Source organism: uncultured Gordonia sp., from assembly GCF_937858515.1.
In the GTDB taxonomy this organism is placed as follows: domain Bacteria; phylum Actinomycetota; class Actinomycetes; order Mycobacteriales; family Mycobacteriaceae; genus Gordonia.
The window spans coordinates 1-15,239 of sequence record NZ_CALLZT010000150.1; the positions used below are offsets into that span (position 1 = coordinate 1).

The window sequence follows — 15,239 nt, forward strand, 5'->3', positions numbered from 1 at the left end:
GGGCAGACCACCAACGCGGTGTACGGCTTCACCTCGATGCTCATCAACCTGCTGCGTGACGAGGCGCCGACGCATGTCGCAGCCGCGTTCGACGTCTCGCGCAAGACATTCCGGTCCGAGTTGTTTCCCGACTACAAGGCGCAGCGCGCCAAGTCACCGGAGGAGTTCGGTGGACAGGTCGAACTGACCAAGGACGTGCTGGGCGCGCTGGGTATCCCGGTGATGGCGATCGAGGGGTACGAGGCAGACGACATCATCGCCACCCTGGCCACCCAGGCCGAAGGACGCGGCTTCGACGTACTGGTGGTCACCGGTGACCGTGATTCACTGCAACTGGTCGATGACGCGGTCACCGTTCTCTACCCCAAGCGCGGCGTGTCGGAGCTGACCCGGTTCACTCCCGAAGAGGTAGAGGCCAAGTACGGCGTCACCCCGGCCCAGTATCCGGACATAGCCGCGCTGCGCGGTGATAACAGCGACAACCTGCCCGGAGTGCCCGGCGTCGGCGACAAGACCGCGGCCAAGTGGATCCGCCAGTACGGTTCGCTGAACGAGCTGGTCGACCATGTTGACGAGATCAAGGGCAAGGTAGGCGACTCGCTGCGCGCCAATCTCGCGTCGGTACAGACCAATCGGCACCTGACGCAGCTCGTCCGCGATATGCAGTTGCCGGCCGGTCCTGACGAACTGGCACTCGTCGGCTGGGACCGGGAACGCATCCACGCGCTCTTCGACGAACTTGAGTTCCGGGTATTGCGCGACCGGCTGTTCAACACGCTGTCGTCGGTGGAACCGGAGGCCGAGGCCGGATTCGACCTCGACGGTTCGATTCTCGGCGAGGGCGAGGTCGGCGCCTGGCTCGACGCCCATGCCCGTACCGGACGCACCGGGATCGCGGTGTCGGCACCGAAGCGGGTCGTCGACGCAGATCCGGCGGCGATCGCCATCGCGGCTGCCGACGGTGCGTCGGCGTATATCGCGATCCCGGTGATCGCGCAGGCCGACGAGCAGGCGCTCGCGGACTGGCTCGCCGATGAGACCATGGCCAAGGCGTGCCACGACGCCAAATGGGCGATCCATGCCCTGCGGGTGCGGGGCTGGACCCTGCGCGGGGTCACCAGCGACACAGCGCTCGCCGCATATTTGGTACGACCCGGCCAGCGCAGTTTCGATCTTGACGACCTGTCATTGCGCTACCTGCGCCGTGAACTCAAGGCAGACGGGCCCGACGGCGACGGCCAGTTGTCGCTGCTGGACGCCGAAGGCGAGGAGGACGCCAAGGCGTCCGAGCATCAGATGCTGGAGGCCCGCGCGGTGGCCGAGCTGGCCGACGCGCTGGACACCGAACTGGACCGGATCGATTCGCGGTCACTGCTCACCGACATGGAACTGCCGCTGACGTTCGTCCTCGCCGACCTGGAGGCGGCCGGAATCGCAGTGGACACCAAGCACTTTCATGAACTGGAACAGCAGTTCGCCGATAGGGTGCGTACGGCCGCCGACGCCGCTTACGAGGTGATCGGGGAGCAGATCAACCTGGGCTCGCCCAAACAGTTGCAGACGGTGCTGTTCGACAAGCTCGACATGCCCAAGACGAAGAAGACCAAGACCGGTTACACCACCGACGCCGATGCATTGCAGGGCCTGTACGAGAAGACCGAGCACCCGTTCCTCGCGCACCTGCTCGAACACCGTGACGCCACCCGGCTGCGCGTCACTGTCGACGGACTGCTCAAGTCGGTCGCCGACGACGATCGCATCCACACCACCTTCAACCAGACGGTCGCGGCCACCGGACGGTTGTCCTCGACCGACCCGAACCTGCAGAACATCCCGGTCCGCACCCAGGCCGGCAGACAGATCCGCAACGGCTTCGTCGTCGGAACCGCGGGCGGCGGAACCGAATTCGAGACATTGATGACGGCCGACTACAGCCAGATCGAGATGCGGATCATGGCGCACCTGTCGGGCGACGAGGGTCTGATCGAGGCGTTCAACACCGGTGAGGACCTGCACAACTTCGTCGGCTCGCGGGCGTTCGGGGTGCCTATCGACGAGGTGACCACCGAGATGCGGCACCGGGTCAAGGCCATGTCGTACGGACTCGCCTACGGCCTCAGCGCTTTCGGCCTCGCGGCTCAGCTCAAGATCAGCCGCGACGAGGCCAAGGAGCAGATGGATCAGTACTTCGCCCGGTTCGGCGGAGTCCGCGACTATCTGCGGCACGTGGTCGACGAGGCCCGCACCAACGAGTACACCGCAACGCTTTTCGGGCGCCGCAGGTATCTGCCCGACCTCAACAGCGACAACTGGCAGCGCAGACAGTCGGCCGAACGGATGGCACTCAACGCGCCAATTCAGGGCACCGCCGCCGACATCATCAAGGTCGCGATGATCAACGTCCACAAACGTCTTGCGGCAGAAGGGTTGTCGTCGCGGATGCTGCTGCAGGTGCACGACGAACTGGTGGTCGAGGTGGCTGCCGGGGAACGCGACGCCGCCGAGAAGCTGGTGCGCGAGGAAATGGGATCGGCGATCACCCTCTCGGTACCGCTGGAGGTGTCGGTGGGCTTCGGCCGGTCGTGGGACGACGCGGCCCACTGATGAGCAGCACCGAATCGCCCAGAGCGACAGTGTCTTCGGATGAGCGGCTACGGATCGGGGTGATGCACGGCGACGGCATCGGGCCGGAGATCGTTCCCGCCGCGGTGGCCGTCGCCGACGCGGCCGCCGCCCGATCGGGATTCGGAATCGATTGGCGGGAACTGCCTTTCGGGGCCGCAGCCATTGACACCCACGGCACACCCATCCCCGACCAGACGCTCGACGCCTTGTCGGGGATGGACCTGTGGGTCCTCGGCCCGCACGACTCGGCCGCCTACCCGGGTGGGTTCGCCGCCGACCTCACCCCGGGCGGCGTGATCCGCAAACAGTTCGACCTGTTCGCCAATCTGCGCCCTTCGCGGGCACTGCCCGGGGTCGCCGCCACCGCACCCGGCATCGACATCCTGATCGCGCGGGAGAACTCCGAAGGCCTGTACGCCGACCGCAACATGGCCGTCGGCAGCGGGGAGTTCATGCCCACTCCCGACATCGCGCTGTCGGTGGGCGTGATCACGCGCGCGGCCACCGAGCGCATCGCGCACGAGGCGTGCCGTGCCGCGCGCGGCCGGTCACGGCACGTCACCATCGTGCACAAGGCCAACGTGCTCCGGTTGACCACCGGACTGTTCCGCGACGTGTGCAGGGAGGTGGCCGCCGAATACCCGGACGTGCGTGTCGATGACTTCCACGTCGACGCGATGGCCGCGATGCTGGTGCGCCGGCCGGCGGACTTCGACGTCGTGGTTACCGAGAACCTGTTCGGCGACATCCTGTCCGATCTGGCCGGCGAACTCGCCGGTTCGCTCGGCATCGCGGCGTCGGTGAACTGTTCGTCGCGTCAGGCGATGGCGCAGGCGGCGCACGGGGCGGCCCCCGACATCGCCGGACAGGGAATCGCGAACCCGGTGGCGATCATCGGGTCCACGGCGATGCTGCTGCGCTGGTACGCCGGTCGCACCGGTAGATCCGACGTGCTCGAGGCGGCCGGACGTATCGACGCTGCGGTCGCGGCGACCCTCGGCGCAAGGGTGAGCACCCGCGATCTCGGGGGTACGGCGACGACCGCGGTATTCACGGAGAAGGTGCTCGCCAACATCGCAGATTCGTAAATCTCGCGTTACTGCCCGGTACGGGTCGCTCTGATGAATTAAGTTTTCCCTCAGGTGGCGCGAGCGTGTCGCCGGAATGGGTAGTGCCCGGAGACAGCGCGGGCCGCGAAGGGAATTGGGATGCGTTTTCACCGATCGAACCGCACACATGCAGTCCGCCTGATGGGGCTCGTCGCCGCGGCGGCCGCGGCCATGACCGTCGTCGCCGGATGCTCCAATGACGACGAGTCCGACGGCACGGGCACCGACATCGGCCCGATCAGCGTCGATGTCGCCAAGGTCGACGACATCGCTGCGGGCCTGCCCGAGAAGGTCTCCAAGGCCGGCAAGCTCGTGGTCGGCGTGAACATCCCGTACTCGCCCAACGAGTTCAAAGGTCCAGGCGGCAAGATCATCGGATTCGACGTCGACGTGGTCAACGCCGTCGCCAAGGTCCTCGGCGTCAGCGCCGAATACCGCGAGGCCGACTTCGCCAAGATCATTCCCGCGGTCCAAGCAGGAACGTTCGATATGGGTATGTCGTCGTTCACCGACACCAAGGAACGTGAGAAGCAGGTCGACTTCGTGACCTACTACAGCGCGGGAGTCCAGTGGGCCCAGCAGAGCGGCAAGTCCGTCGACCCGAGCAACGCCTGCGGCAAGAAGGTCGCCGTTCAGGCCGACACGTTCGAGGCCACCGACGAGGTGCCCGCTAAGAGTGAAGCCTGCACCAAGGCCGGCAAGCCCGCGATCGCGATCCAGAAGTACGACTCGCAGGACGAGGCCACCAACGCGCTGGTCCTGGGCAAGGTCGACGCGATGTCCGCAGACTCGCCGGTGACCGCGTACGCGATCAAGAAGTCCAAGGGCAAGATCGAACCCGCCGGCGAGATCTTCGACTCGGCGCCGTACGGCTATCCCGTTGCGAAGGGAACCCCGCTGGCACCCGCGTTGCAGAAGGCCGTTCAGTACCTGATCGACAACGGTCAGTTCAAGGAGATCGCCACCCACTGGGGTGTTGAGGCGGGTCTCATCGAAAAGTCCCTCATCAACGGCGCGATCAACTGAGCCGTGGCTGACTTCGAGAAAGGGCCGGGCGCCGAACAGCCCGGCACCGGTCCGATCGCCCTCGGCACCGAACCCGATCCGATCAAGGCCGTCCCCCTGCGCCATCCGGGGCAGTGGGCGGCCGCGACGGTCATCCTCGTGCTCGCCGCGCTGTTCGTCTACGGCGCGGCCACCAACGACGCCTACGCGTGGGGCACCTACGGCGACTACCTGTTCGACACCCGCATCCTCGAAGGCGTCGGGTACACCCTCGCGCTGACCGTGCTGTCGATGGCGATCGCCATCGTCTTCGGTGTGGTGCTGGCTGTGATGCGGTTGTCCCCGAACCGGGTGCTGCGTTCGACGGCGTGGGTGTATCTGTGGATCTTCCGCGGTACCCCGGTGTATGTGCAGTTGGTGTTCTGGGGGCTGTTCCCGTCGATCTACAAGCAACTCGACCTTGGTATCCCGTTCGTGGTGCAGTTCGCGCACTTCGAGATCCAGGAACTCAACGCCGCGTTCACCTTCGCGATCATCGGCCTGGCGCTCAACGAGTCGGCGTACATGGCCGAGATCGTGCGCGCCGGAGTGCAGTCGGTCGGGGAGGGGCAGACCGAGGCGTCGGTGGCGCTGGGCATGTCGTGGACGCAGACGATGACGCGCACCGTGTTGCCGCAGGCGATGCGGGTGATCATCCCGCCGACGGGCAACGAGGTGATCAGCATGCTCAAGACCACCAGCCTGGTGACGGCAGTGCCGTTCAGCCTCGAGCTGTACGGCGCACAGAAGGACATCGCCGGTGTCATTTTCGAACCCATACCGCTGCTGCTGGTCGCCTCGACCTGGTATCTGCTGGTGACCAGCATCCTGATGGTCGGGCAGTTCTATCTGGAGCGGTACTACGCGAAGGGCGCGAGCAGGCAGCTGACCGCCCGCCAGCTCAAGGCCCTGGCCGCCGCGCAGGTGGACGACGCACAGACCCAGACAGGAGATCCGGCGTGACCCAGACCGAACAACCGATGGTGCTCGCCGACCAGGTGTGCAAGAACTTCGGGTCGCTCAAGGTGCTCAAGGGCATCTCGCTGGAGGTCAAGCGCGGTGAGGTGATGTGCCTGATCGGGCCGTCGGGCTCGGGCAAATCCACCTTCCTGCGGTGCGTCAACCACCTGGAGGTGGTCAACGCGGGCCGGCTGTACGTCGACGGCGATCTCATCGGCTACCGCGAGCGGCACGGCAAGCTGTACGAGATGAGTTCCAAGGACGCGGCCAAACAGCGCCGCGACATCGGCATGGTGTTTCAGCACTTCAACCTGTTCCCACACCGCACCGCCCTGGAGAACGTGATCGAGGCGCCCATCCGGGTCAAACGCAAGAGCAAGTCCGAGGCGCTGGAACGGGCCCGCTATCTGCTCGACCGGGTCGGACTGGCGGGCAAGGCCGATACCTATCCGGCCCAGTTATCCGGCGGCCAGCAGCAGCGCGTGGCCATCGCCCGTGCGCTGGCGATGGACCCCAAGCTGATGCTGTTCGACGAGCCGACGTCGGCACTGGACCCCGAACTCGTCGGTGAGGTACTCGGCGTGATGCGCGAGCTCGCGGCCACCGGCATGACGATGCTGGTAGTCACCCATGAGATGGGTTTCGCCCGCGAAGTGGCCGACCAACTGGTGTTCATGGATGGTGGCGTGGTCGTCGAAAGCGGCAATCCGCGTGAGGTGCTGGCCGATCCGCAGCACGAACGGACCAAGGGGTTCCTGTCCAAGCTGCTCTAGGGCGGGCGTACGACAGGCACGAATGTGTCGGGGTGCGGGGGCGGCCGCGCGGTCGAGCCCCCGGCCACGAGTGTAGGCTGCCCTTACTATGCCTGTTGTGTGGTCCATCTCTCGTGCCGTCCGGCTACCGGTAACCGTGCTGTTCGCCGTCCTGATCGCGTTACTCGCCGCAACCTCGTTCGTCTCCCCGGCAGCGGGTGCCGCCCCTCGGGACGACGGCCAACTGCATTCGTTGCGCAACCTGCGCGACAACCTGTGGGAGGCCACCGCCTACTCGGCCGCGATGAACGCAGAGATACCTCTGATGATCATCCGGCCCAAGGATGCCGCACTCGGAGCGCCGACGTTCTACCTGCTCAACGGTGCGGGCGGTGGTGAGGACGGGGCCAACTGGCTTGCGCAGACTGACGCGGTGAAGTTCTTCGCCGACAAGAACGTCAATGTGGTGATCCCGCAGAAGGGGATCGGCAGCTATTACACCGACTGGATCGCCCGCGACCCGGTGATCGGCAAGCCGATGTGGAAGACGTTCCTGACCACCGAACTGCCCCGCGCTGTCGACAGGTCCTTGCGGACCAGTGGCGTGAACGTGATCGGCGGGATGTCGATGTCGGCTACCTCGGTGCTCAATCTCGCGATCGCCGAGCCGAAGCTGTACAAGGGCGTCGCCGCCTACAGCGGTTGCGCGCGGACCAGCACCCTCGACGGCTATTCGGTCATCCGCGGCACCGTGTACATCGCCAACAAGGCCAACGTCGACAACATGTGGGGGCCGTTCGGATCGCCGCTGTGGACCAAGTACGACCCGTACATCAACGCGGCCAAACTTCGGGGGCAGACGCTGTACCTGTCGAGCGGCAACGGCATGGCCGGCAAGTACGACAAGCCGGGACTGCAAGCGCCGGGAGCGCCGTCGCTCGGCGAGCAGGTGGTGGTGGGCGGGGCGTTGGAGGCCGCGGCACACACCTGCACCACGTCGATGGCCGCGCGGCTCCGGTCGCTGCGGATCCCGGCGACCGTCCACCTGTCGGGCAACGGCACCCATTCGTGGGGCTACTGGCAGGACGAACTGCACCGGTCGTGGCCCACCCTCGACGCGGCGCTGCGTCGCTGAACGAGCGTGGGGAGTCCCATCACATGAGCCTCGACACCACCGACTCCCGCGGCGAGAATGCCGTGAGCACAGCACAGGCGCGGACAACCGCTGCGCACTGGCGGGCGATGGCGGCTCACCGCGGTCAGGCGGTGGCGGTCCGCACACCCGACGAGTCGATCACCTACGCACACCTGCTGGCCGAATCCGATCGGCGGGCCCGGGCCATAGCCGCCGCGGTCGACGATGCCCGCGTGCCGATCGCCGTGGAAGTCGAATCCGATGTGGCATCGGTCATCTCGGTGCTGGCCGTGTTGTGCACCGGGCATCCGGTGATCCTGCTCGACCCGTTCCTCCCCGACGAACGTCGCGACCACATCCTGCGGCTGTCGGGTGCGCGAAGGCTGAGTCCGGCCGAGATCACCGAACTTCCGGATCCGGGCGTCGAGGGGCCCGAGCCCGGTCCCGATGATCCGTCGATACTGATCTTCACCTCCGGCTCCACAGGTAAACCCAAAGGGGTCCTCTACGCCCAGCGTGCGTGGGTCAACCAGGCCGTCGACGGACGGGATTTCCTCGAGCTGGCCCCGCAGGATCGTGCCGCGGTGCTGCTGCCGCTCAGCTACGGCGCCGGTTTCGAGTGTCTGGTGATGACCCTGCTCAACGGCGCGACGATGATGCTCTGGGATGTGCGGCGCCGGGGGACCACGGACCTGCGCACATGGCTCGTCGAGCAAGCCGCCACCACGGTCCACAGCACGCCGTCACTCCTGCGCTCGTGGCTGGCGGACATGACGGCGGCCGGCGCGGTCGATACGGTCCGGTTGTTGTCGACGTGCGGCGAACCGGTCCACAGCGACGATGTGGCGACGCTTCGCCGGACGCTGATGCCGGCGGGGGTGTTCTGCAGTTGGTCGGGATCCTCGGAAACGGGCAACCTGGCGTTCAATCGCTTTCCGGCGCAACGCGAAGTCCCGTCGGGCGTCATTCCCGTCGGTCGGCCGGCCACGGACAAGCACGTGCGGATCGTCGGTGAAGACGGCCGCGACCTCCCACCGGGGACAGTCGGAGAGGTGGTCGTCGAATCGGCCCACCTGGCGCTCGGCTACTTCAACGATCCGGACCAGACGGCTGCGAAGTTCACCGCACTGGGCAATGGTCGGCGCAGGTACCGAACCGGCGACCTCGGCCGCTTCGACGACGACGGCCAGCTGTATCTGCTCGGCCGCCGCGACGACGCGATCAAGGTGCGCGGCTATCTGGTGGAGCCGGCCGAGGTGGAGGCGGCCATCCGGGCACTGCCGTGGGCCACGGACGTCGTGGTCACCGCCGATCGTGCGGCGGGGCGACTCACCGCCCACGTCGCCGTCGATCCGGACAAGTGGTCGCCGTCGCCGTCCGAGATCCGCCAGGCGCTGTCCGCATCGTTGGCGCCGTGGATGATTCCCCGCGACGTGGTGGTACTCGCCGAGTTGCCGAGAAACGAGCGGGGCAAGGTCGACAGGGGAGCGCTTCCGCGACCGCCTGCGCGGGTCATCGAACCGATGCGCGGACTCACAGAAGCAAACCTGGAAATCTTGTGGCTCGACGTACTCGCGCTCGACGAGGTCGGCCGCGCAGAGGACTTCATTTCCCTCGGCGGAGACTCGCTGGCTGCTGCCGCGCTGCTCAAACAGGTGAGCGAGCGTTGGTTCGTGGACATCTCGACCGCCGAGTTCGCGCGCGAACCCACCATCGTCGGGCTCGGCAGGCTTCTCGACAACGCGAGCCGGCGGCGTGTGCGTTCCGAAGGGGCCGGGGCCGGAACGATCACCCTCCTGCGCGGGGGGACGGGGGTGCCGCTGTTCCTTGTTTCCGGTGCCGGCGCACCCGCGGTGAGTTTGCTGCCCCTGGTCCGGGAGTTGTCCGGCGACTATCCCGTTTACGGACTGCAGTCGCACGGGCTCGAACGAAAAGGCCGGGCGGACCACACGATTCGCGCAGCCGCCCGGCGGGTGATCGCCGACATCACAGAAGTCGCACCGCACGGTCCGTTCCGTGTGGGCGGCTACTCGTTCGGCGGTTTCGTGGCACTCGAAGCAGCGGCGACGCTGGCGGGCAACGGGCACGACTGTGAGGCGGTGATTCTGATCGATCCGCTGTTCGAGCCCGAACTCGTGGCCAGGATCCGGAGCGGTGCGCCGCGGAGGCGATTCTCCATCGCGCGCCGGTCCACCGTCGTGCGGTCCACACCGGATCGGTCCGCCGCACCTGATCGGTTCGGTGATGACACCGAACCGGCCGGGCCACGCACGCTGTCCGAGCGGCTCACTGCACGGTGGAGTAAGCTGCTCATGGGTTTCCTGGTGACGACAGCCGGCCTGATCCGGCTTCCGACGGTGACGCACTGGTCGGTGTTTTGGGATCTGAGCAGGCGGATGATCAGGCGCCACCGGCCCGCCGCGTACCGTGGATCGGCCGTCCTGGTCGCGTCATCATCGAACACGGACGATCAGGCCGACTGGGAGAAGCTGGTGGGTACTCTCGACGTCGTCCGGGTCACGGGCGACCACCACGCCATGATGCGGACGCCAAGGGTGACGGAGGTGGCTGCGGCGGTCAACGCCGTGCTCGAACAGTTCAGCGGATCAGATGGACGTGGCCGGTGACCACTGTCGCGGCGGTGATCGCCGCTTTCGAACCGGGTCCGGAACTGATGTCGGTAGTGGAATATGCTGACTCCCAAGTGGATTCGGTGATCGTCGTCGACGACGGGTCACCATCGCGACTGCGTGGCGGCGACGGCCGGGTCGCTGAGGTACTGGAGTCATGTGCCGACGCGGGTGTCACGGTGATCGAGTCGCCCGAGAATTCGGGTATCGCACACGCGCTGAACACCGGTGTATGCGAGGCACTGCGGTCCGGTGCCGATATCGTACTGACTCTTGATCAGGACACCCGAATCGGCGACGGGTACGTCGACCGCGCCGTGGCCCATCTGGAACTCGCGAGATCGGTCGGCATCGTAGACGCAGTTGCTTCACCGAGCGTGATCAATGACGATGTCGCGCCCTTCTGGTTCGCCGAGAAGGGGCTGACGCTGGCCTTTGAACCGATCCAGTCGGGACTGATGATTCCACGCGGGGTGTTCGACAAGGTAGGGCTGTTCGATGAGTCGCTGTTCATCGACTGCGTCGAGACCGAGTTTTATCTGCGGGCACGTGCCCACGGTGTCCACGCGCTCGTGGTGCCCGGTACCCGGATCGTGCACCGGCTGGGAACACGCACCTCCTGGACGCCACCTCGCCCGCTGCGCTGGTTGCTGCGTGGCCGCGGACAAGATGCCTCGATCGGGTTCTCCGAACATGCGCCGTTCCGGCATTACTACATCACCCGCAACAGGCTTGTCCTCTACCGGCGGTACGCTCGCACGGAACCGCTGTGGTGCGCCGTGTCGGTGATGAAGGACACTGCGCATCGGGCCCGGTCGATGGCCGTCGGCTCCGATCGGTGTGCCCAGATGTACATGTCAGCTGTGGGGGTGTGGGCGGCAATATCTGGTGACATCGGCAAGGTGCCCGAACGTACGCTACGTCGGTCGGAGCGTCTGTGAGGCGCCGCATGGTCGGACCGCCGCCCGCCGAACGTCGATCCCGACGGGACCTCGGTGTGCCGTCGCTGGTGTCGGTCGTGATTCCGGTACGCAACGGAGTCGACGTGATCGATGAACAACTGTCTGCGTTGGCCAACCAGGACTATCTGGGCCCGTTCGAGGTCATCGTCGCTGACAACGGCTCGACCGACTCGCTGCGTGGCCACCTCGACGATCATCCGCTGGCCGACCGTATCCGTCTTCGGTGGGTCGACGCCTCGGGATTTCCCGGCGCCGCCTATGCGCGCAACGAGGGTGTTCGCGTCGCGGCCGGTGACTTCATTGCCTTTTGCGATGCTGATGACCGCGTGTACCCGGAGTGGTTGCGCGAGCTGACGGCCGTTGCCGCGTACAGCGAGGCGGTGGGCGGAGCGGTGGAAACCCACTCCCTCAATTCGCGACTCGTGCAGTCCTGGCGACCGATGCTACCGTCGGAGACCCCGTACGAGATTCCCGGATATCTGCGGGTGCCACCCACCTGCAGTTTCGGTATCTGGCGGCAGATGTTCGACAAGGTCGGCGGATTCGATACCAGTTACAACCGGGGTGCCGAGGATGCGGACCTGGCCATCCGTATTCAGCTTGCCGGCGGAGTACTCGGACACGCACCTAAGGCTCTCGTCGCCTATCGTCTTCGGGATACATTGCGTGGCATCTGGTCTCAGTCGGTGATGTGCGGGGAAGGCCACGCGCACCTGTACTCCGACTACCGGCACTACGGTATGCCGCGCGACAAGTGGTACGTAACGGTTGATCTGGTGTTGTACGTGCTCGTGCGTAATCCGCTGCTGCCGACCGTCCTGACCCGCGTGCCCACCGGTCACTGGCTTTTCCACGCGGGCAACCGGCTCGGCCGCATCCGGGGCAGCATCCGCCACCGTTGCTTCTACGCCTGACCGACCGCATACGCGGTCGGCCGGTGGCGAGCACACCACTGATACCCGACCTGGTGGTGCGCTCAGTTCAAGGTCGCGGCACGCCGGTAGCCGACGAGCGTCGGGCCGGTGAAGACGATCAGCAACGCCGCCGACCAAGCCAGCGTCAGCAGCATCGGGCGCGCCACCGGACCTTCGGTGGCCAGGGCACGGATCGTGTCGATGGTGCAGCTCATCGGTTGATACTCGATAGCGGGTCGCAACCAGGCCGGGTATGAGTCGGCGGGTACGAACCCGGTGTTGAAGAACATCGCCAGTTGCGTACCGATGGCCGTCCATTCGACGATATGCGAATCGCGGCTCATCAGCGCGAGCGCGGTGATCATCATCGAGAACGAGAGGCCGAATCCCGTGGCCACTGCGATGATGCCCAGGTAGCCCGGCAGACCGCTGTGGATACGGAAGCCGATAACCATACCCACCAGCAGGACGGCACTCACGGTGATGACGATGCGGACGGATTCGGCGAGGAGCCTGCCGGTCATCGCCGAGGCACGGTGTGTCGGTAGCGTCCACATCTTGCTCAGCAGCCCGGTGGTTTGTTCGCGCCGCAAACCGAGAGCGCTGATGGACGAACCCGACATGGCACCGACCAGTGCGACCATCGGCACCATGCCGAAGGTGTTGGATGTTCCGGAATGCTCGCTGACCGAGCTGTCGAGAACCAGCCAGAACAGCAGCACCGTCAACGCGGGGAACAGCAGCGACTGCAGCAGTGTCACGGGATCTCTGGACCACTTGAGCAGGATCCGCTGCGCCTGCAACACCGAGTCGTGCGACAGATCCTGAACGGTCGGCTCGGGTCTCCACCGGTCACGCGTCGGGAAATTCAGCGGTGACTCGTAGGTGACGACGTCGGCCACCTCGCTACCGAACGGCATGCGTGTGCTGTCGGTGGCTCTTCTACGCGCCTTGTCGTTGCGGCGACGGATCAGACGTGTGCGGGTCATAGATAATTCCGTCTGTGGGTTTGAATGTGGTGGGCCCACAAGAGGAACACGAGGGCCAGACCTGCCAGCCAGATGAGCGCGGGGAGCGCGGTCTGCAGTGTGGGATTCCCGTCGGCGAGCTCGCGCATCGTCGATGAGAAATGTGACACAGGCTGATTGCGGGCGAACGGCCGGGCCCATTCGGGAAATCCCGACTCGGGCACGAAGCCTGTCGACACCAGGCCCAGGACGAGCTGGGGCAGGACGAGCAACTGTGAGGTGGATTCGACGCCGTGAGCGGTCATCCCGAGACAGTCGGCACCCAGCGCCAGCAGCAGCCCGACCAGCAGACTGAACCCGACGAACGCGATCGTGTCGAGTGCGCCACCGTTGAACGAGAATCCGAGGAGATATCCGAACAGCAGAGCGGCGCAGATGGACACCATAGACCGGACCGCCGCGGTACTCATCCGGGCCGATACCGGGACTAGAGCGTGGACCGGCATTGCCGACAATCTGCGAGTCATGCCGCGCATCTTGTCCAGCGTGGCCCGTTGTGCTGCGGCGACGGCCGTGAACGCGGCGGTCTGCAGCACGATGATCGGCATCAGGAACTGCGCGTAGTCGATGCCGTGGTCTGCCATGACCAGCCGTAGAGGCAGGTAGAAGCCGAGCGCAAACACCAACGGCATCGTGACGGCGGCCAGAAACTCACCCCCGACCCTGGCCGAGCGCAGCGACCGGGCGGTCATGGTGCGCCATTGACGCAGGAACACACTCCCTGGTTGCCACAGTGATCGGTCGCCGCAGTCGGGCCAGTCCAGGCGTTCACCCGTGACCGCGGTGGCGGTGGATCGAACGGTCATCGGTCACCGTCGGCAGCGGCGTCCCCGGTCAGACTGAGAAAGACGTCGTCAAGTGATGGTGTGCGCAATCCCACATCGGCCAGCTCGATACCTGCCTCGTGGGCGGCGTCTATCACCCGCCCCATGGTGTCCACGCGGTCCGGAGCGGTGAGGGTCACGGTGGCGGTGGCGCTGACCGTACAGCGGTGGCCGGGGCCGAACCGCTCGGTGAGCACGTCGCACAGCGCGGGCGCGAGTGATTCGTCGGCCGGCACCGCCTCGCAGTACGTGCCCCCGACCTTGTCCTTCAATTCCGCGGCGGTTCCCTCGGCGACCACCCGGCCCCGGTCGATCACGATGATGTTGTCGGAAAGCTGGTCGGCCTCTTCGAGATACTGGGTGGTCAGCAGCGTGGTGATACCGTCTGTGCGCAGCGCCGCGACCATCGTCCACACCGCCTGGCGACTGCGCGGATCCAGGCCGGTCGTCGGCTCGTCCAGGAACACCACCTCGGGTTTGACGACGAGACCGCAGGCGATGTCGAGTCGGCGGCGCATCCCGCCGGAGTAGGTCCGCACCAGGCGCTGCCCCGCAGCGACAAGGCCGAACTTCTCCAGCAGGTAGTCGGCTCGCTCCTGGGCACTTCGGCGGCGCAGGCCCCGCATCCGGCCGAAGAAGATCAGGTTCTCGCGACCGCTGAGGGTCTCATCGAGCGCGGCGTACTGGCCGGTCATCGATATCGAGGCCCGCACGCCGGCGGGGTCGGTGATCAGGTCGTGTCCGACGATGGTCGCGCTTCCCGAATCGGGTGTGGTGAGGGTTCCCAGTGTGGACACCAGGGTCGATTTGCCCGCACCGTTGGGGCCGAGGATGCCGAGCACGCTGCCCTTCGGGACGGTGAAGGAGATATCGCGGAGCGCCTCGACCTCATCGAACCGTTTGCTCAGACCAGACACGCGTACCGTGACCTCGGGGACGGGGTCGTCGGGCGAGGTGCCGGACTCGGGTGGGGCGGTCATGGGGCGTTCCATTCTTCTGTCGTGTCCGATTGCAGTGGCGCGTGATAGGCCGCGGTGGCACTGCGGCCGCGGTGCGCCGGGATGTCCTAAGTCTTTCGGGCTGGTCCGTACGTTTGGGTCAGGTCTGTCCGGGGATACTCGGTGACGCTACTATCGCATACAGGATTCTAGGTAAGGCTGTGCTAACCTATCGTGTCCTGAAGTGCATGACCGTACGGGGGTCGTCCCGGTCCGCGCTTCACACGAATCGACCTGACACAACAACAGTTGGGATAA

Annotated in this window: 12 protein-coding genes; 9 read left to right on the top strand and 3 right to left on the bottom strand. The window is 65.9% G+C overall.

What is annotated here, in order from left to right:
- The 9 genes from polA to Q0627_RS14715 all read left to right on the top strand — a co-directional run.
- Positions 1-2,604: DNA polymerase I (polA, locus tag Q0627_RS14675; protein WP_298810991.1), on the top strand; the 2,604-nt coding region annotated here is incomplete at its 5' end.
- On the top strand, positions 2,604-3,713 hold the full coding sequence (locus Q0627_RS14680) for an isocitrate/isopropylmalate dehydrogenase family protein (RefSeq protein ID WP_298810994.1): 1,110 nt from the start codon (positions 2,604-2,606) through the stop codon (positions 3,711-3,713). The genes polA and Q0627_RS14680, both read left to right, overlap by 1 nt.
- A 162-nt stretch (positions 3,714-3,875) precedes the next feature.
- Positions 3,876-4,760, top strand: coding sequence for an ABC transporter substrate-binding protein (locus Q0627_RS14685; protein WP_291010980.1), 885 nt, complete (start codon positions 3,876-3,878; stop codon positions 4,758-4,760).
- 54 nt (positions 4,761-4,814) lie between these two features.
- Entirely contained in the window at positions 4,815-5,741 is a 927-nt protein-coding gene (locus tag Q0627_RS14690) for an amino acid ABC transporter permease (protein WP_298811028.1), read from the top strand.
- A gap of 17 nt (positions 5,742-5,758) precedes the next feature.
- Entirely contained in the window at positions 5,759-6,511 is a 753-nt protein-coding gene (locus Q0627_RS14695) for an amino acid ABC transporter ATP-binding protein (protein ID WP_298811030.1), read from the top strand.
- Positions 6,512-6,599: 88 nt separating this feature from the next.
- Positions 6,600-7,625, top strand: a complete 1,026-nt coding sequence (locus tag Q0627_RS14700) for an alpha/beta hydrolase family protein (protein ID WP_298811000.1) — start codon at positions 6,600-6,602, stop codon at positions 7,623-7,625.
- Between the two features lie 23 nt (positions 7,626-7,648).
- Positions 7,649-10,252: an alpha/beta fold hydrolase gene (locus tag Q0627_RS14705; RefSeq protein WP_298811003.1), complete on the top strand. Its 2,604-nt coding sequence runs from the start codon at positions 7,649-7,651 to the stop codon at positions 10,250-10,252.
- The gene (locus Q0627_RS14710; protein ID WP_291016071.1) at positions 10,249-11,196 is read left to right on the top strand and encodes a glycosyltransferase; all 948 of its coding nucleotides are present in this window, start codon (positions 10,249-10,251) and stop codon (positions 11,194-11,196) included. The genes Q0627_RS14705 and Q0627_RS14710 overlap by 4 nt, the downstream gene beginning before the upstream one ends.
- A gap of 8 nt (positions 11,197-11,204) precedes the next feature.
- The gene (locus Q0627_RS14715; RefSeq protein WP_291016072.1) at positions 11,205-12,131 is read left to right on the top strand and encodes a glycosyltransferase family 2 protein; all 927 of its coding nucleotides are present in this window, start codon (positions 11,205-11,207) and stop codon (positions 12,129-12,131) included.
- A 62-nt stretch (positions 12,132-12,193) separates the two neighbouring features.
- Here Q0627_RS14715 and Q0627_RS14720 read toward each other — a convergent pair whose 3' ends face one another.
- From Q0627_RS14720 to Q0627_RS14730, 3 genes are read right to left on the bottom strand one after another with little or no spacing between them, the layout of a single operon-like run.
- Complete coding sequence (locus Q0627_RS14720; protein ID WP_291016073.1) at positions 12,194-13,120, bottom strand: ABC transporter permease; 927 nt, start codon at positions 13,118-13,120, stop codon at positions 12,194-12,196.
- Positions 13,117-13,965 carry an ABC transporter permease gene (locus tag Q0627_RS14725; RefSeq protein ID WP_298811007.1) on the bottom strand — a complete coding sequence of 283 codons (849 nt, stop codon included), beginning with the start codon at positions 13,963-13,965 and terminating at the stop codon, positions 13,117-13,119. Before Q0627_RS14725 ends, Q0627_RS14720 begins: the two co-directional genes overlap by 4 nt.
- Complete coding sequence (locus Q0627_RS14730) at positions 13,962-14,963, bottom strand: ATP-binding cassette domain-containing protein (RefSeq protein ID WP_291016076.1); 1,002 nt, start codon at positions 14,961-14,963, stop codon at positions 13,962-13,964. Before Q0627_RS14730 ends, Q0627_RS14725 begins: the two co-directional genes overlap by 4 nt.
- Positions 14,964-15,239 lie beyond the last annotated feature (276 nt).

Bases quoted from the DNA above. Each gene is read 5' to 3' on its own strand.
- Q0627_RS14680 (WP_298810994.1), top strand. From the start codon at position 2,604: ATGAGCAGCACCGAATCGCCCAGAGCGACAGTGTCTTCGGATGAGCGG.
- Q0627_RS14685 (WP_291010980.1), top strand. From the start codon at position 3,876: ATGGGGCTCGTCGCCGCGGCGGCCGCGGCCATGACCGTCGTCGCCGGA.
- Q0627_RS14695 (WP_298811030.1), top strand. From the start codon at position 5,759: ATGGTGCTCGCCGACCAGGTGTGCAAGAACTTCGGGTCGCTCAAGGTG.
- Q0627_RS14700 (WP_298811000.1), top strand. From the start codon at position 6,600: ATGCCTGTTGTGTGGTCCATCTCTCGTGCCGTCCGGCTACCGGTAACC.
- Q0627_RS14705 (WP_298811003.1), top strand. From the start codon at position 7,649: ATGAGCCTCGACACCACCGACTCCCGCGGCGAGAATGCCGTGAGCACA.
- Q0627_RS14715 (WP_291016072.1), top strand. From the start codon at position 11,205: ATGGTCGGACCGCCGCCCGCCGAACGTCGATCCCGACGGGACCTCGGT.
- Q0627_RS14720 (WP_291016073.1), bottom strand. From the start codon at position 13,120: ATGACCCGCACACGTCTGATCCGTCGCCGCAACGACAAGGCGCGTAGA.
- Q0627_RS14725 (WP_298811007.1), bottom strand. From the start codon at position 13,965: ATGACCGTTCGATCCACCGCCACCGCGGTCACGGGTGAACGCCTGGAC.
- Q0627_RS14730 (WP_291016076.1), bottom strand. From the start codon at position 14,963: ATGACCGCCCCACCCGAGTCCGGCACCTCGCCCGACGACCCCGTCCCC.